Consider the following 17,943-nt stretch of genomic DNA (forward strand, 5'->3'; position numbering starts at 1 on the left):
TTAGCCCGCTATTTTACCGGAATTGACCGCCATTCTGATTCTTTGACTGCTGATTCGCTGTAAATAAGCCAGTAACAGGCCGCCAGCCACGGTCAGACCGAGGATCAGACCGATCCAAAAACCTTCCGCACCCATGGCGACGGCTGGTTTCCATGGCAGCCAGTCGGGTGCCAGACCGAGTGCACAGCCGAGTGGCAGTGCCAAACCATAAAACGCCACCAGATGGATAATCATCGGGGTGCGCGTGACTTTATAGCCGCGCACCGCACAGGAAGCGACTACCTGTGCCGCATCGGAGAGCTGAAAAATCGCCGCAAACAAGAGCAAGGTGGCCGCCATCTCTTGCACTGCCGGGTCGCTGGTATACATCGCCGCTATCGGTTCGCGCAACAAGGCGACGAAGCTGGCCGACAGAATGGCAAAGCCGAGCGAAAAACCCACACCTAGCCAGGAAATGAAGCGCGCCTGCCGCACATCACCTTCGCCCAGCGTTTGACCGACGCGGGTAGTGAGGGCAATGCCGACGCTCAGCGGGACCATGAACAGCAGGGAAGAAAAATTGAGGGCGATCTGATTGGCCGACACCGGTACCACACCGAAACGCGCGACTAACAAACCGACTGCCGAAAAGGCCGACACCTCGGCGAAATGCGTGACCCCGATCGGCCAGCCGAGGCGCAGCATGGTTTTGATTTCTTGCCAGTGTGGCAATTCGAGATGGTGGAACGGATAGGTCGCCCGATATACCTCGGCACGGCGTATCCAGAGCAGCATAGCGGCCAGCATCAGCCACAGGCCGGCGCTGGTGGCGACGGCACAGCCGGTGGCGCCGAGTTGTGGAAAACCGAAGTGACCATAAATGAGCAGCCAATTCATCAGCACATTAAAGCCTAAGCCAAACAGCGCGATCAGCATCACCGGCTTGGTTTGGTTCAGACTGGTGGTGTAAGCGTAGAGCGCGCGGTACATGGCAAAGGCCGGTAAGCCGGTGCTGATGACATGGACGTAGCGCGCGGCTTTTTCGTGCACGGCCTGACCGAGATCGAGATGGCCGAACACCAGCGTCAAGGCATTGAGTGCGACCATGCCGACTACGCCGATCAGGAGTCCCATCCACAATGATTGGCGTATCATGCGCGGCACCCGGCCGAGCGCGCCGGCGCCGATTTCATGCGCGACCATGGCGTTAACCACCATCATCACCCCCATCACCGTGACCATGACGATGGTCCAAAGGGAAGCGCCGAGCGAAACGGCAGCCAGTTCTTCGGAATTGAAGTGACCGGACATGGCGACGTCGGCCACACCCATGCCGACGGTAGCGAGTTGGCCAATCAATACCGGCCAGGCAATTTGCCAGATGGCGGCGGCTTCGGAGCGGATACGGGTTTTCATCAAAGTGTTTTTGTCAGGTGGAGCAGTATGTTAGCGTATCGACGCGGGGAACAGGCCGCGCACGCTTGATACACGCTATCTGAGGCCGGTGATATGGGCACATTGCCCGTGATTAAAAATTCAATGCCCGCACTTGTCCCATATCGGGTTGGGTGACAAAGGCGGCAAACTCATCGCGCAGGGCGGCGCTGGCGCTGATGGCTTGTTGCCAAGCGCGGATGCGGCTACGGTGATCGGTGCCGTAATGAAAAAAATCTTGACGATCCGGTAACTTGCCTCGTGGCAAACTTGCGATGAAACTGGCCGATGGTGCCAGCAAGATCACATTATCGAGCCAGTGACGCCGCGCACCGCTGGCAGCGCTGCGCCAAGGCAGATTTTTATCCAGCCAGCCAGGCACGATGCGGGCGCCGAAATGCGGATACAAGACCAACTCAGCCGGCTCGTCCTGGGCCAAGCGTGCATACGGCAGCGCCAGATGGTAATCGATCATGCCACCATCCCAGTACTGACCGGGCGGCGCGCCGGGCAGCGTGGTAACCGGCGCCATCAACAAGGGCAGCGTGCCCGAAGCCAGCAGGGCCGGGGCCAGATTATCCTGATTGAGCGCGCAAAAATGCGTGCGGAAATCATCGAACGGCGTTTCCATCCACGCCATGTCCGCGCGCGTATCGCCGATCACGACCCGTTCTATATGTCGCGCCAGCTGTGGCCGACCGCGCAGATTCGCCAGCGCCGCGCGGGCGAAACCGGCCTTGGTCGGCCAACCCGGTAGCGGGGCGCTCAAGGCACCGGCACCGCGGTTGCACAAAATTTGCAGACGATGCAGCGGTTGCGTGAGGATTTCCGCTTCATGACCAGCCAGAAAAGCCTGCAGCAGCCGGCTGATTTCGGTCGTCACATACTGCGCGCTCGGCCGTTCCGGGTAAGTTTGTTCGCAATACAGTTCGGCCAGGCGGGTAAACGCCGCCACCGGATCGGCTTGGCTGGCCGCCGCCATACGCCAAGCCCCGATCGAGGCCCCGATCAAAGTGCGCGGGCGTGGTGCGCTTGGCAGCCAAGTACCGAACAGCCATTGATCGAGTGCTTGCAGAATCAAGCCCTTGGGGCCGCCGGCCGCGGCCGGAAGCAGCGCCACGTCGCGCGCTTGCAGGCCATGCGTACGCAAATGGGCATAGGCGCTGCGGCCGGCGAAAATGTGGAGCGCCGAACTCATTTGAGTGTATGTAATTCCAACATCGCCGCCGTGAAGTCGCCCGCCGCCAGCAAGGGCAAGATCGCCAAGCTGTGGGCGATGGCGCTGTCGATCTGCGGCTGCTCTTCCTTGCGCGGACGGTGCAGCACGAAGTCAGCCACGCCTTGCTGCAGGTTAAGCGTGCGCGGATGGCCGATGCCTATCCGCAGACGCCAGTAATCTTGGGTGCCGAGCGCTGCGCTGATATCTTTCAAACCATTATGGCCACCCGACGAGCCGCCTTTTTTTAATTTCGCTATGCCCGGCAGCAGATCGAGTTCATCGTGCACCACCAGCACTTCTTCCGGCGCGATTTTATAAAAGCGGCAAATTGCCCCGACCGCCAGGCCCGAGCGGTTCATGAAAGTTTGTGGTTCGATCAAGTACACATCGGCACCGGCGAGCCGAGTTTTCCCCACCAAGGCATGGAAATTTTTATCGCGCTGCAAACTGGCCGGCAATTGGTCGACTAACCAAAAGCCGGCATTGTGGCGCGTTTGTTCATATTCAGGGCCGGGGTTGCCTAGCCCGGCAATCAGACGAATAGCCATAGACAATTAATGTTGTTTTAAAAGCGGTAACAAATATTGGCCGGTCACACTGTCGGCATTATGGGCCACCTGTTCCGGTGTACCGCTGGCGATGATGCGACCGCCGCCGGCACCGCCCTCGGGACCGAGATCGATCAGCCAATCGGCGGTTTTGATGACATCGAGATTATGCTCGATGATCACCAAAGTATTGCCTTGATCGCGCAGACGGTGGATCACCTTCAAGAGCAAGGCGATATCGTGGAAATGCAGACCGGTAGTCGGCTCATCGAGAATGTACAGAGTACGACCGGTGTCACGCTTCGAGAGTTCCAGCGACAACTTGACGCGCTGCGCCTCGCCGCCCGACAGCGTGGTGGCACTCTGCCCCAGGCGGATGTAGCCGAGACCGACATCAAGCAAGGTGTGCAGTTTGCGCGCGATGACCGGCACCGGTTTGAAAAACTCATAGGCATCCTCCACCGTCATGCCCAGCACTTCATTGATATTCTTGCCTTTGTAATGCACTTCCAGGGTTTCGCGGTTGTAGCGCTTACCGTGGCATACATCGCAAGGCACATATACGTCAGGCAAAAAATGCATTTCCACCTTGATCACGCCATCGCCCTGACAGGCTTCGCAACGTCCGCCCTTGACATTGAACGAGAAGCGCCCGGCGCTGTAACCGCGTTCTTTGGCCGTGGTAACGGTGGCGAACAAATCGCGGATAGGCGTGAACAAGCCGGTGTAAGTGGCCGGATTCGAGCGCGGTGTGCGCCCGATCGGTGCCTGATCGACCGAGATCACCTTGTCGAAATGTTCGAGACCACTGACATGATCGAATGGTGCCGGCTCAGTTTGCGAACCATACAGATGGCGCGACGCCACCGGGTACAAGGTATCGTTGACCAGGGTCGATTTGCCGGAACCGGAGACCCCGGTCACACAGGTCAACAAGCCCACCGGTAAATGCATGGTGACATTTTTCAGATTATTGCCGCGGGCGCCGGCGATCACCAATTGCTTATCCGGGTTACTGATGCTGCGTTGTTCAGGCACGGCGATTTTCAAGGCCCCACTCAAATACTGCGCCGTCAGCGAACGGGTATTTTGCATGATGTCATCGAGCGTACCCATGGCGATGATTTCGCCGCCATGGACACCGGCCCCGATGCCCATATCGACGACAAAGTCGGCACAACGAATCGCATCTTCATCATGTTCCACCACCAGCACACTGTTGCCGATATCGCGCAAGTGTTTGAGTGTATCGATGAGGCGGTCATTATCGCGTTGGTGCAGGCCTATCGATGGTTCATCGAGCACATACATCACCCCGGTCAAACCGGAACCGATTTGCGAAGCCAGCCGTATCCGCTGCGCCTCACCGCCCGAGAGTGTGTCGGCACTACGGTCGAGTGACAGATAATCGAGCCCGACATTATTCAAAAAGGTCAGACGCGAAGAGATTTCTTTGACAATGCGGTCAGCGATATCGCGTTTCGCACCGTGCAGCTTGAGCGTGGAAAAGAACGCCAGGGTTTGACGCAGCGGCATGCCGCTGATTTCATAAATCGCTTTTTCCTGGCTGCCGCTGCCGACTTTGACAAAACGCGCTTCGATACGCAAACGCGCGCCGTCGCAGGAAGGGCATTGCTTTTCATTGATGAACTTGGCCAGTTCTTCTTTCACTGCCATCGAATCGGTTTCGCGATACCGGCGCTGCAAATTCGTTACCACACCTTCGAAACTGTGCTCCTTGATGACGGTGCGGCCTTTTTCATTGATATACGTAAACGGAATCTGCTGCTTGCCCGAGCCATACAAAATAATTTGCTGCGCCGCCGGCGACAATTGTTCATACGGCGTATCGATGTCGAATTCATAAAATGCTGCCAAATTCGACAGCATCTGGAAATAAAACTGATTGCGTCGGTCCCAGCCCTTGACCGCACCGCTGGCCAGCGACAAATTCGGGAAGGCGACAATGCGCTTGGGATCGAAGAATTCGATGTGGCCCAGACCATCGCACTCCGGGCAGGCCCCCATCGGGTTATTGAAGGAAAACAGGCGCGGCTCCAACTCTTGCAGCGAATAGCCGCAAGTCGGGCAGGCGAATTTATTCGAAAACAATTGTTCGTGACCACTGTCCATATCCACCGCCAGCGCGCGGCCATTGGCGATGCGCAGGCAGGTTTCAAATGATTCAGCCAGGCGCTGCTTGATCTCTTGCTTGACCTTGATCCGGTCGACCACCACGTCGATGGTATGTTTTTCGGTTTTTTTCAGCTTCGGCAAATCTTCGATATCATGGATTTTCGCCGCATGGGTACCGCTTTGCACGCGAAAGCGCACAAAGCCCTGGGCTTGCATCTGCTCGAACAAATCGCTGTGTTCCCCCTTGCGGTTGGCCACCACCGGTGCCAAGATCATCAACTTGCTATCTTCCGGCATCGCCAGCACGGCATCAACCATTTGCGACACCGATTGCGCCGCCAACGGATTTTCCGGATGATCGGGGCAGTAGGGCGTACCTACGCGGGCATACAACAGGCGCAGATAATCGTGAATTTCCGTCACCGTGCCGACGGTCGAGCGCGGATTGTGCGAAGTCGCCTTCTGCTCAATTGAAATCGCCGGCGACAAGCCCTCGATCAAATCGACATCGGGTTTTTCCATCAACTGCAAAAATTGGCGTGCATACGCCGACAGCGATTCGACATAGCGGCGCTGGCCCTCGGCATACAAGGTATCGAAGGCCAGCGAAGATTTGCCCGAACCGGACAAACCGGTGATGACAACGAGCTTATTGCGTGGCAAATCGAGACTGATATTCTTCAGATTATGCGTGCGTGCGCCGCGAATCCGAATCAAGTCGCGTTTCTGCGCGAGCGTGATATCGTCGTCGAAGTCGATTTCGGCCGGTTTGGCGGCAATCTTGGATGCTTTGGCAGCAGAGGGTCGTTTCGTCATGGTCGGTATTTGAGTTTTGGCGGAGGCAAGCAACCTGCTACTATAACGGGTTTTTGAACCTTACCGCGGGCGATTGCCTGATTTGTCATTATGACTACTGCATCAAAGGGTGTCGACGCCTCTGAAACCAACGGCAGCGCGCACAGTAAAATGAGTCCGGCCGAGTGGCGCGCCAGCGGCACCTTGGCAGCCGTATTTGCGCTGCGCATGTTGGGTTTGTTCCTGATGTCGCCGGTATTTGCTATTTATGCAACAACACTCAATGGTGGCGATAACCCCATCCTGGTCGGTATCGCGCTCGGCATGTTCAGCCTGGTGCAAGCCTTTTTCCAAATTCCACTCGGTATCGCTTCCGACAAATTCGGTCGTAAACCGGTCATCGTCGCCGGTTTGCTGTTGTTTGCCATCGGCGCCGTGGTGTGCGCCTGCTCTGGCAGCCTCAATGGCATTCTGATCGGTCGGGCGATTCAGGGCGTCGGCGCGATCTCGGCCGCGATCACCGCCCTCATTGCCGACGCCACGCGCGAGCAACACCGCACCAAGGCCATGGCCATGGTCGGCGGTTCGATCGGCATCAGCTTTGCGCTGGCTATGGTGATTTCACCGCTGCTCTATACCGCCATCGGCATGCCCGGCATGTTCGAGATGACCGCCGTGCTGGCGCTGGCAGCGATTGCCGTGGTGTTGTGGGTGACGCCCGATGCGCCGGCCATCCACGCCACCCCGGTGCCACTGAGCAGTATTTTGCGTCACCGCGAGCTGATGCGTCTCAATTTTGGCGTGTATGTCTTGCATCTGGCGCAGATGGCCATGTTCGTGGTCTTGCCCGGCACCTTGGTCAAAGTAGCCGGTTTGCCAATAGACCAACATTGGAAAGTGTATTTGCCGGTGATGCTGGGTTCTTTCGTGGCCATGCTGCCAGCCATCATCATCGGTGAAAAATACAATAAAATGAAACCGGTATTCTTGTTTGCCATCAGTTTGTTATTGATCGTGCAAGTAGGATTCTGGCAATTGCTGGCCTACCCATTGGCAATTTATGGCTTGCTGTTCGCCTTCTTCATCGCTTTCAATATCCTTGAAGCGGCACAACCATCTCTGGTGTCGCGCACCGCACCGCCAGCCTCGAAAGGCGCGGCGCTCGGCGTCTACAATACCTTGCAAGCGCTAGGCATGGCCAGTGGTGGCGCGCTCGGCGGCATTCTGACCCGCTATGCCACGGCACCAGCTATCTTCGCCTTGTGCGCCGGCATGACCGTACTATGGTTGGTCAGCGCCTGCTCCATGCCGGAATTGGCGCGTCGCGCCGCTGCTGCACCGCTGGCTTGAGTTCGGCTTGGCAAAACTGCTGTTTCCTCAGCGTTAACAGGGCAGCGTCACCATGTCGGTTCGGTATGAAATCCGCGCTTGCATACGGAATGAGCCTGTATAATCGTGTGAAATACGCCCGTCGCAGTCTGTCGGGCTGTTGCCAGAGCGCTGAATGTTGGCGTTATGTTGGCAAAATGATCATAGAACCACGTACAGGAACGTACAGGACAACAGGAGAAAACCATGGCATCCGTGAATAAAGTCATCATCGTCGGCAATCTTGGCCGCGACCCGGAAACACGCTACATGCCAAGTGGTGACGCGATGACCAGCATCACCGTCGCTACGACGGACAGCTGGAAAGACAAAACCACCGGCGAAAAGAAAGAACAGACAGAATGGCACCGGATCACGTTTTTCGGCAAATTAGCCGAAATCGCCGGCCAGTATCTGAAAAAAGGTTCGCAAGTGTATGTAGAAGGCAGCTTGCGTACCCGTAAGTACACCGACAAAGATGGCGTCGAAAAATACGCAACCGACATCAAAGCCGACAGCATGCAAATGTTGGGTGGTCGTCCTGGCATGGGCGGCGGTGCCGGCATGGACGACAGCGGCTACGGCGGCGGCGCTCCGGCACCGGCAGCTATGCAACAACGCCCGGCCGCTCCGGCTGCGCGTCCGGCCCCGGCAGCACGTCCGGCACCGAATTTTTCGGATATGGATGACGATATTCCGTTTTGAGGTCTCCTTGCTTCAAAGAATTATCTTAAACCCCTGAAGTCAGGGGTTTTTTTACTTTACACCAGGTCAAAACGCGATCAAACCAGAGCAAAATCGGGTGGTTCACAGAAGTGCCGCTGGGTTTTGGTGATCGCTGACAAGGTCTGAGTTTAGACAAGCTAGATTATGCTTAGTCAAGGTTTAGACAAGGTTTAGTCAAGGTTTTTGCCAGTGAGTAGTTGGACAGCCGTGTGCGGATTATCTGCTCCGATGAGGATATGTTTCTTGATCGTGTTGTGATCATGATGAGTCGAAAATTGGATAAATGGAAAGTCAGACAATTACTTTATTCCATATGTAAGGCTCCTGGGCCAATGTTATCCGACGTCGCGGACAGTGCAGCATTACTAACTTGAAACAGAAATCATCAAGGGGCAGGTGTGGACAGGTAAAACTCGCTCGCTCTGTCCTTGTTGTCTGAGTCAACAAACCGCACAAAATTTCCACTCGCTATATGATTAACTTGGAGATGAAATGAATTTCAGCTGGCACGGCGGTTCTATAAGCCGAGAAACCGAAGTCGATCAGTCATATAAGAACACACAAAATGTGCGCCGTTTCTTAACATCTCAATGCGGCCCCAATTTTAAATTCGACAGAGATTTTATTGCGTGGATTCGCAATGGTGTGAACAAGAACATGGGAGAAGTCGTTGATGAATGGCGCCGTAGAAATAATGCATAGCTTTAAACATGCGATTCTGACTATTTGCAGCGGATCATTAACTATCCAAAATTGATGTGCTTGCGCAAAACTTCAGCGCTCACTGGTCTCATGGCTTCGATTTTTTCAAGCGCAATGGGATTGCCAGACAGCGGCGCAGCGGCGAGCAGCAGGTCAAGCATTGCGCTACATTCAGCTGCCCCCAAAGCCAACAATTCGCGGAAGGATGGAAGCCGTGTCAGGCCCCAGAGTATGGATGCAATAATCCATGCCGGACATTGATGAATCCGTACTTTCGCTGCAGGATAAAGGTGGTAACCCAAGCCCTTGATTAAGCGATAGCATTCATGTACACCATGAGCGATAGTCATCGATTCGGCCCAGCTTGCACCACCACCGCGTTGCATGCCAGCGAACGAGCTACTTTCAAACGCAATACATATTGGTGCGTGACAGCGCAGCCAGAGCGGCATATTGGCTTCGAGCGATGCAGGAAGACCGGCAGCGTTAAATACATCGACCCAGATTTGTTTTCCTAATTTTGTTTTTTGACCGCCTGCACCAATGCTGACATTCAGCTTACCATCCCTGTCAAGAAATGACTGTATGAATGGCATCCCGAACGTACACCGGTCAGTACCAAACCTCTCCTCAATCCGTTCAGGAGCGAAGTTATTAAACATAAACAGAAACGATTTCGCCTTACTGTTCAACATGGCCGGCACGACCGCTTCCAGCTGGTGGGCCAGTAAAGTGACGACGATGACATCATAATGAATTTCCTCGTCCAATTGCTCAGAAGCAATCACGTTTGCCCGCTTATCATGAACATCAATAATGCTTTTATCGCGTTGCAGCTGTTGATATCGCGCAGAGCCCGGACGGGCGATCACAGTTACTTCATGGCCACCGGTTTTTGCAAGTTGAAAGGCAAACGCGCTGCCGATATTTCCGGCACCCAGTACGGCGATGCGCATTGATTGTGGAGCAGTCATGAATATTGTCCATATTGATAAGTCTTTATCATAGGACGCTTACCCCAGACAGGGAATAGCAAAGAGTGCAAAATACTTGTTTGATCGTCCAAACTTTGATTGCGCAATCATTGCTCGGAACGCGTACTAATTCTGAATGCGTTTGGCGTATTGACGAGGTGAACTACCATGGATACGCTTGAAGGCGACACTGAACGCACTTTCCGATTGGTAGCCCAGTTGTTCGGCCAGCACGGAAATTGACCTTACACGATGGTGCAAACGCTCGGCGGCGATGTGCATCCGCCATTGCGTCAGATAGTCGATCGCAGACGCGCCAAGCGTCGCGCTGAAACTTGCAGCAAAACTCGACCGCGACATTCCTGCTACTTTGGCCAAGGAATCCAAGCTCCAATTTCGTCCAGGTTCGCCATGGATGGCTTCCAATGCCTTACTTAACTTATCGTCCCGTAACGCATACAGCCAGCCTATCCCATTGACCGAGCTATCCAAGAGATGCAGCCGCAGTGCCTGAATCAAGAGTGACTGCGCCATATGTTCAGCGATAAGAAAACCGCCAAGCTGTGGGGTGCGCAGTTCCGACATCAAGCGCTCCAAGTAGCCGCGCAACAATGCTTTATCCGCTTCGTGATGAAAATGCACGATAGGCGGCAGCATTCCCACTAACATATCCGATTGCCTTCCCTCGAAGACAAAGTAAGCGCCCAGGCCCGTGCACTCTCCACCGCCATTGACGACCATAAAGTTGCCATCGTCAACCGCGGCTATTAATGGGAGCACGCTGATCGATTGCGCATCAAGAGTGCTGAAAAAGCGAAAAGCCTGTCCACGTGGAAGTAGCACGCAATCGCCGGTATTGATGCGCAAATGATGGGAAACACCTTCCACCTCAAGCCAACAAGCGCCATGTAGAAGGGCATAACACTTGATGCCTTCACCTGCCGGAAATTCGATCGACCAGTCGCCCGCAGTATCCAAGCCACGTGTACCGTAGCTCTGGGGCTTTAACAAAGCCAACACACTCGACAATGCATCCATTCATCGCTTTCAATATTTTTACACGATATCACACGAGTATTTCATTTCGACACATGTCGAGCCACGCACAGAAACCAGTTTCAGCGCCCTCTTTGGCATCGATCTGGCCAGGTCGCGAGAGCTTGCACAGTCATGTCAAATGTCTGGCCTGAGCGACCAGCCAGCGGCAAAATTCAAAGAATCAATTTCGGACGATTGCAAGGGAAATACGGGCGATGAGACATAGCTTCTGATTTTTTGCACCGATACAATACTGCTCGTTCCGTGTCTTTAAGATTCTAACAAGAAAATTTTTTTATAACTGATTTCATATCAATCCGAATAACAATCAATTCAAATCCTCAGGGAAAAATTAAAAATGAAACAACTCTGTATCCACTGTTGGGTAGTAATTTTGGCATTAATCACTGGCTGCAGCGTTGCTACACCCTTCAAATGGGTGAACGGTGAGTCAGCAAAAAAAACCTTGGGAGCCATTGGCAATGATCAAGTCCTCGTTGCAATCACTCATGCCAATATTGACTCGGATAAACGAGATGTGTTTGATGCGGGTGCCTACAGGGTGCTCGACAGTTTGCCTGCTCAACCCGGATTGCTGGCTTATTCTGTGCGGCGTCAACTGTTTGGTGACGAAGTATGGACTGCTACGATTTGGTTGGACGAGGGTTCCATGTTGCGGTTTGTTCAATCACCTGCACATGCTCAAGCTGTCAGAGAAAGTCAAAGTGCCGTGCGACATATAGAATATACCCGACTGCTCATTGCGCGCAGTGACTTACCGCCTTCTTGGGATGTACTGCTCAACATATCCGCGACGCAGCATGAAAAAAGCAAATCGGCTTCAAAATAGCCCGCGACACCCGAACGACAAGGAGCTAAGGCGTGCAGCTGTGCGAGGCTTCATGCTAAGAAAAAACAGCTTTACCAAGTAATGAGTGGCAATTCAGCCTGTTTATTGCCGCTTACTGGCTTACGGCATAGAAAATTTTGCTATGCTTGCTGTTCGTCACTGGTCTGGGACCGGTCGCACTTATTTTACGGAGTTGTATTATGGCATCGTTGCAAGATCAATTTTTAAAAGCAGGACTCGTCGATAAAAACAAAGCCAAACTGGTCCATCAGGATAAGCTCAAGCAGAAGAAGGTCGAGCGCAAGACTGGTAACGAAAGCGTGGATGCGTCGCGTTTGGCCGCGCTGGAAGTGCAGCGCAAAAATGCCGAACGGGCACGCGAATTGAATGCGCAACGCGATGCGGCTGCCAAGCAAAAAGCGGTTTTTGCGCAAATTGTGCAGTTGGTACAAAACAATCGCCAAAGCAAGGGCGCAGGCGACATCGCTTATTACTATACGCACGGTATCAAGATCGATAAAATTTATGTGTCAGCAGAGGTGCAGACGCATTTGATTGCTGGCCGGCTGGTGATCGTGTGCCTGGAAGGTAAAACAGAATTGTTGCCGCGGATAATCGCAGATAAAATTGCCGAGCGCGATGCCTCAATGGTGGTGCGGGTGAAGAAGACGACGACCGCAATCGATGCCGATGATCCGTATGCCGCGTTCCAGATCCCGGACGACTTTACTTGGTAGCTGGCGACGCATGAGGCATTGCATCGAAGCGCGCGGCACATCGTGTTTAGCTCGTGATGCGCCGAACTGGGTTTGACATCCTCCTCGCCCTAAGTTGACTAATCGCAAGAACACCTGAATTGGCAAGGCGCACAATGAAGCTCACATGCCATTCTCTGTGCGGAGCTCAACAGGATGAACAATTTTTGCTCAGCTGAATTGATTGCCTTTCCAATTACTCTCGCCTGCCTGATTGTTGGACTTGTGTGTCAATGGGGCGCTTGGCCGCAAGCGGCCGACTTACTCTTTGTTGGCGGAACTGTTCCGGCTTTTATCCAGTTAATACTGAGCATGAGGCTGGCGTTGGTGCAAAAGGAATTTGGCATAGACATACTTGCACTGATCTCAATTGCAGGTTCGGTTGCATTAAATCAATATATGACTGCCTGCGTCATTGCAGTTATGTTGGTGAGCGGTCAGGCACTGGAAGCCTTTGCCCAGCGTAGGGCGGGGCGTGACATGTCGGCCTTGCTCAACAAAGCCCCTAAATTTGCCAATCGTCTAATCGATGGTGTGATGACGAGGATTCCGCTTGAACTGCTGAAAATTGGCGACCGCCTGGTGGTACGCAGCGGCGAAATTGTTCCTATCGACGGTGCCTTGTTATCAGCGACTGCAACGCTGGATGAATCGGCTCTGAGTGGCGAGTCCAACTTAGTTGAACATCGAGCAGGAGCAAGTATCCGAAGTGGGGGCGTCAATGCGGCCACGCCATTTGAAATACTTGCCTCGAGCACAGCCGCAGACAGTACCTATGCCGGCATTGTCCGGCTGGTTGGATTGGCGCAAAAATCAAAGGCACCAGCGTCACGCATGGCTGATCGCTATGCAATGTGGTTCCTGCCATTATCTTTAGGTTTAGCCGCCTTGGCCTGGATCGTCAGCGGCGATCCCTTGCGTGCACTTGCCGTGATCGTTGTCGCTACGCCTTGCCCACTGATACTCGCCGTCCCAGTCGCGATCGTTTCTGGCATGTCTTGGTGTGCCAAGCGTGGGATATTAATCAAAGGTGGTGCCGCAATTGAAAAGCTAGGACAAGCCAATACGATATTCTTTGATAAGACCGGCACTCTGACCGGCGGCAAGGCTGATCTGATTCATACGGAAGCCAATGCGGATGTCAGTCAGACTGAAATACTCAGATTAGCTGCATCTCTGGATCAGATGTCCGGGCATGTCACAGCAACCGCGGTCGTCGCTGCCGCACGTGGTCGGGGTATCGTACTGGCGATACCAAGCGAAATTCATGAGCATGGAGGAGCTGGCCTTACCGGCAACATTGAAGGCAAGACTATCGTATTGGGTAGTTATGCTTTTGTTTCTTCCCTGGCCAGCAATGCGCCATGGGTAAAGCAGTTCTTAGAACGTTGCGCTGGTGCAGCAGGGTCTGCTGTATTTGTCGCACAAGACGGCAAAATAATTGGTGCACTGCTGATGGCAGACCGAATTCGGCTCGAGACGCCGCGCTCGCTGCGCTTGCTACGCAAAGCCGGGATAAGCCGTATCGTCATGTTAACTGGCGACAGGAAAGATGTGGCCGAAGCAATTGGTGCCAGTCTCGATGTCGACCAAGTCTATGCCGAGCAATCACCTGCAGATAAGCAAGCGGCAATTGAAGCCGCCCGAACCACAGGTATCAGTATTATGGTCGGCGATGGCATCAATGATGCTCCAGCGCTGACTGCCGCCGATGTGGGCGTCGCCATGGGATCACGTGGTGCAGCGGCATCGTCAGAAGCCGCCGATGTTGTGCTGCTGGTTGATCGTTTGGACCGCTTGGCCGAAGCCTTGAATGCTGCCCGACAAATCCGCGCAATTGCGATGCAAAGTGTGATCGCCGGAATGGCCATGTCCTTAGTCGCCATGTTGTTTGCTGCGCTCGGTTACTTGCCTCCTCTATATGGAGCGGCATTGCAGGAAGTGATCGATGTGATTGTTATCGTCAATGCCTTACGGGCTTTGCGCATCAGTCCCCTGCGCGCGAGTCAGCACAAACTTTCTGGCGCACAAATTACGCGCCTGAAAATCGAGCATGAAGCCTTGGCACCGATCCTTGATCAGGTCAGAAATCTGGCCGATAAATTGCCATTCTTCGCCGTTGCTGAGGCGCACAGCGCACTGATCAGTATGGACAGCATCTTACAGAAACAGTTACTGCCGCACGAACAAGAGGACGATTTAATTCTCTATCCGACTATTGCAACACTGCTGGGCGGAGATGACCCAATGGCGGCGATGAGCAGGACGCATCAAGAAATATTTGAATTTGGAAGAGCGCTGACGCAAAGCGTGCAGAGCTTGTCGAACAATGATATGACGTCAGAATCATGCAAGGAATTGCAAAGGCTGTTATACGGCTTTGAAGCGATATTGCGTTTGCATTTTGTGCAAGAAGAAGAAATTTATCAAAATTTAAGTTGAGCAATCACACCGACAACAATTTTTGTCAACGCTGAGTCGCTGCTGGAAAAGTCACTCAGTCAAACTTGTTTCACATCAAACGGTCCTTAAGCTTTATCAAAAATCTGACTAGGGTTTGAAACCCCGGCCTTCAGAGGCTGTCGCAAAAGGGTAGTGAGTCGGTATCATTACCCCAACTGGTGGCCACGTCATTCCTGCGCGCTTTTGGCAGGAACCCAGCGGCGTTCGTGGTTAACTGAAAATGCCAGAAATTGTGGCATTTTCAGTGTAAAAAACGACGCTGGGTTCCCGCCAAAAGCATGCGGGAATGACGATGTATGCGGTGTTTCAGGTGTAAAAAACGTCCATCAGGCTTTTGCGACAGCCTCTTTTGGCCGGTGAGCGACGAAGGAGCGACGCGATGGGAGGGGATGCAAACCCCTTCCAGAGTCTTTTCCATCGTCGCTTGCGACGATCCATTAAGTTGTTGGCTGAGATTGTTTGAACACTTGCCCGCCTCTCCCTAGTAATCGCGCTGATTGGATTGCAAACGCAGCGTTGAATGGTCGGGCAGAATCGCTAAAACAGAATGAGCGGGGATGCGCTGATTTTTTTCCGTCCATGATTGATCCCCAAAATTCGCAATCATCTGCGTGCCGTCCGCAAACTGTGTTTGCTGCACATGGCCGTCCGGTGCCAGCCAACGAAACTCAGTTAAGGCTTGTTGGTACAAGCGTTGATGCATGGGGCGAAAGAAGGCATCGAGCCGCAGCAAATAAGGAATGCGCTTGCCGGCGGTAGCCAAGCTGATATTGAGCAGCGGCGGCACATTATAGAGTTGCTGTAACAGTTCGGTGCTGGCACGCGTTTCTTTGAATTTCAGGTTATCCACTGTCCAATGGTTCGTCGTCACCACGCTGTCGTGAAATGCCGCTTGGAACAGTGGTAAGCGTTTCGTCGGATCGAAATATAAGGATTGATAGAGCGGTTTGATTGAACTGGTTTTAAAGAAAAAACTCGGTTCGTGTTGCGGATACCAAGAACCTAAATAATAGGGTGATGACTTATTCTTACGCATATCGGCATCACCCCAGCCAAAGCCGGAATTTTGCATACCATGGGCGAAGCTGAGACCTGAATTGACCACGGCACCACCGACTTCTGAACCGACGATGATGCCCTGAGACTGGGCAATCCAGGCTATTGCAGCCATGCGATTTTTTGCGTCCTGTGCTTGCGAGCTGGGTTTGGCTGGGTCGTAATCGTCAAACAACATCCCCGTGCCATCGACATCGAGAAACCAACTGTTGTAGTGGCTGAGTGCTTGAATTTCCGGCACGCGCTTTTCCATCAAGGGACGTACGCAGCTCGGATTTGTGTACACGCCCAGCCCTCGAAAACCGGTTTCACGCTGACCATTTTTTTTCATAATGCCGCAACGGCTAAATGCATCTTGCCCTAATTGCGCGCTCAACCAGCTTTGACTGTCGTTACCGTCGGGCAGTGCGGTGTCGTAAGAATCATAGGGGCCAATCAAGTAGCCGGCCTCGCGTGCCGCGTGTATGCCTGCCGGACTGGAAAATCCGGCGGTCCATTGCGGCAAGCCTATCCATAGTTTTGACAAACCAGCATCATGTAGTTGCGCTATCATTTTGCTGGAATTGGAGTCCCCCCAACTATCTGGTGGCTTGAGCGCGGCACCGAGGGTTTTCAGTGCCAATTGCTGGCGTTGTTCTATCTGCGCAGCTTCATCGCCCGGCGCGAGTCGTAGCAGCGCTTGATTGATTGCCGCCACTAAGCTCGCTTGCAATGGAGGACGGCTGCCGAGATCAGATGTCTTCAAGGCTTTTTTAGCCTGTTCTTGTATCCAAGAGTCGTCACCGCCTATCCAGTCAGCCGGGATAATTTTTTGCAGCACTGACCAGTTTTTTACGTCTTGCGCAACGATGAGTCGCTCGCCCCACAGATAAATATGGCTGGCACCGATGAGGCGATCGCCATCTTTTGCCAGCGCTAATTTATTTTTCAGCGAGACGAATTCGCCACGTGCTTGTAACCATTGCCGATATTGCTTTGCTGGTGATAGCCAGTCAGGGCCATTGAGTGCAATTTGTACTTCATACGAGCGTTTGGTATCGAGTGTAGTAAAACTGTGATCAGCGGCAAAACCGATTCCCTTTGCGTCCGGGGTAAAGTGCAGAGAATTATTGTATGGATTAGCGAACATGAGCGACAAAACATGTTTACCAAAATCAAAACCGACTACCGGCAAGCTCAAGTCTTCGGTCGTGTTCATACCCTGATAATCGTTCGCCAGTGCCGTGCGCCAGTCTTTGTCATTGGCTGGAACATAGTAGCCTTCATGAATAGGCAGGATCAACGCGCGCGCAGCAGAAGGCACGATTGGCCATTGCATTTTTCCTGGGGTCATACGCGAAAACTGTAGCGTCAGAACGCTGGCCTTGAGTTGCGCCAGCACGGTAGTCTCGGCACCGAATTGCCAGCTGGCGCTGGAACTGTTTTCTTTGATTTGTGTGGTGGATTCGACTTTGCCTGGAGAAGAAATTTGCAGCACTTCGCCGGAAGCTAATGTGGCTGAGGTCGCTAAGCTTGCTGGATCAATCTCAATTTTCCAGTCAGAATTTTATAGGGTGATCGCCTGTGTCAAAGGCATAAAAAGCAGAAACAATAGCGGAACCAGCCGCATTAGATTGATACGCATAGATGATTACCTTGTGAGTGATGACAGCTTGCTAAGCTGCATGGATCAAGCGGAGTTCGTATTTGGTGTTTCCCTATGCTTTTTGCTCGATGCAAAACAGGCGACAACGAGTTTCCCAATTCTTTCTCATTGCGAGAGCAAATTGCAGTGGAACCGAAGATAAGTGGCCATAAAGAGGGCGAGGGTGTCGTATCTGGGTGATCTGACTTATGAGTCAAAGCTATCCCAATAGAATAGGTATACCTCTTTTTGCAAGATAAAGATACTGAATTTGCA

Annotated in this window: 13 protein-coding genes; 6 read left to right on the forward strand and 7 right to left on the reverse strand. The window is 53.2% G+C overall.

What is annotated here, in order from left to right; translation table 11 throughout:
- From RHM61_RS07810 to uvrA, 4 genes are all read right to left on the reverse strand, one after another.
- On the reverse strand, nt 1-1,395 hold the full coding sequence (locus RHM61_RS07810; RefSeq protein WP_322250563.1) for an MATE family efflux transporter: 1,395 nt from the start codon (nt 1,393-1,395) through the stop codon (nt 1-3).
- Between the two features lie 112 nt (nt 1,396-1,507).
- Nucleotides 1,508-2,611, reverse strand: coding sequence for a patatin-like phospholipase family protein (locus RHM61_RS07815; protein WP_322250564.1), 1,104 nt, complete (start codon nt 2,609-2,611; stop codon nt 1,508-1,510).
- Nucleotides 2,608-3,180: an aminoacyl-tRNA hydrolase gene (gene pth / locus RHM61_RS07820; RefSeq protein ID WP_322250565.1), complete on the reverse strand. Its 573-nt coding sequence runs from the start codon at nt 3,178-3,180 to the stop codon at nt 2,608-2,610. The genes RHM61_RS07815 and pth overlap by 4 nt, the downstream gene beginning before the upstream one ends.
- A 6-nt stretch (nt 3,181-3,186) precedes the next feature.
- On the reverse strand, nt 3,187-6,132 hold the full coding sequence (gene uvrA, locus RHM61_RS07825) for an excinuclease ABC subunit UvrA (protein ID WP_322250566.1): 2,946 nt from the start codon (nt 6,130-6,132) through the stop codon (nt 3,187-3,189).
- Between the two features lie 150 nt (nt 6,133-6,282).
- Here uvrA and RHM61_RS07830 point away from each other — a divergent pair, with 150 nt between their 5' ends.
- The 3 genes from RHM61_RS07830 to RHM61_RS07840 all read left to right on the forward strand — a co-directional run bounded on the left by RHM61_RS07830 (nt 6,283) and on the right by RHM61_RS07840 (nt 8,907).
- Nucleotides 6,283-7,461 (forward strand): MFS transporter, encoded by a 1,179-nt coding sequence (locus tag RHM61_RS07830; RefSeq protein WP_322251063.1) that lies wholly within the window; start codon nt 6,283-6,285, stop codon nt 7,459-7,461.
- A 225-nt stretch (nt 7,462-7,686) separates the two neighbouring features.
- On the forward strand, nt 7,687-8,184 hold the full coding sequence (gene ssb, locus RHM61_RS07835; protein WP_322250567.1) for a single-stranded DNA-binding protein: 498 nt from the start codon (nt 7,687-7,689) through the stop codon (nt 8,182-8,184).
- A gap of 513 nt (nt 8,185-8,697) precedes the next feature.
- Complete coding sequence (locus tag RHM61_RS07840; RefSeq protein ID WP_322250568.1) at nt 8,698-8,907, forward strand: DUF6434 domain-containing protein; 210 nt, start codon at nt 8,698-8,700, stop codon at nt 8,905-8,907.
- A 41-nt stretch (nt 8,908-8,948) separates the two neighbouring features.
- On the opposite strand, the gene RHM61_RS07845 is transcribed toward RHM61_RS07840, so the two are convergent.
- The gene (locus RHM61_RS07845; protein WP_322250569.1) at nt 8,949-9,881 is read right to left on the reverse strand and encodes a ketopantoate reductase family protein; all 933 of its coding nucleotides are present in this window, start codon (nt 9,879-9,881) and stop codon (nt 8,949-8,951) included.
- Between the two features lie 126 nt (nt 9,882-10,007).
- Nucleotides 10,008-10,919 carry an AraC family transcriptional regulator gene (locus RHM61_RS07850; protein ID WP_322250570.1) on the reverse strand — a complete coding sequence of 304 codons (912 nt, stop codon included), beginning with the start codon at nt 10,917-10,919 and terminating at the stop codon, nt 10,008-10,010.
- Between the two features lie 358 nt (nt 10,920-11,277).
- Here RHM61_RS07850 and RHM61_RS07855 point away from each other — a divergent pair, with 358 nt between their 5' ends.
- The 3 genes from RHM61_RS07855 to RHM61_RS07865 all read left to right on the forward strand — a co-directional run bounded on the left by RHM61_RS07855 (nt 11,278) and on the right by RHM61_RS07865 (nt 14,966).
- Complete coding sequence (locus RHM61_RS07855; protein WP_322250571.1) at nt 11,278-11,769, forward strand: antibiotic biosynthesis monooxygenase; 492 nt, start codon at nt 11,278-11,280, stop codon at nt 11,767-11,769.
- A 200-nt stretch (nt 11,770-11,969) separates the two neighbouring features.
- Nucleotides 11,970-12,506, forward strand: coding sequence for a DUF2058 domain-containing protein (locus RHM61_RS07860; protein WP_322251064.1), 537 nt, complete (start codon nt 11,970-11,972; stop codon nt 12,504-12,506).
- Nucleotides 12,507-12,923: 417 nt separating this feature from the next.
- Nucleotides 12,924-14,966, forward strand: a complete 2,043-nt coding sequence (locus tag RHM61_RS07865) for a heavy metal translocating P-type ATPase (protein WP_322250572.1) — start codon at nt 12,924-12,926, stop codon at nt 14,964-14,966.
- Nucleotides 14,967-15,468: 502 nt separating this feature from the next.
- Here the strand turns inward: RHM61_RS07865 and RHM61_RS07870 are convergent.
- Nucleotides 15,469-17,520 carry a glycoside hydrolase gene (locus RHM61_RS07870; RefSeq protein WP_322250573.1) on the reverse strand — a complete coding sequence of 684 codons (2,052 nt, stop codon included), beginning with the start codon at nt 17,518-17,520 and terminating at the stop codon, nt 15,469-15,471.
- Nucleotides 17,521-17,943: the final 423 nt, after the last annotated feature.

The sequence above is a fragment of the Undibacterium sp. CCC3.4 genome (assembly GCF_034347425.1).
GTDB lineage: Bacteria > Pseudomonadota > Gammaproteobacteria > Burkholderiales > Burkholderiaceae_D > Undibacterium.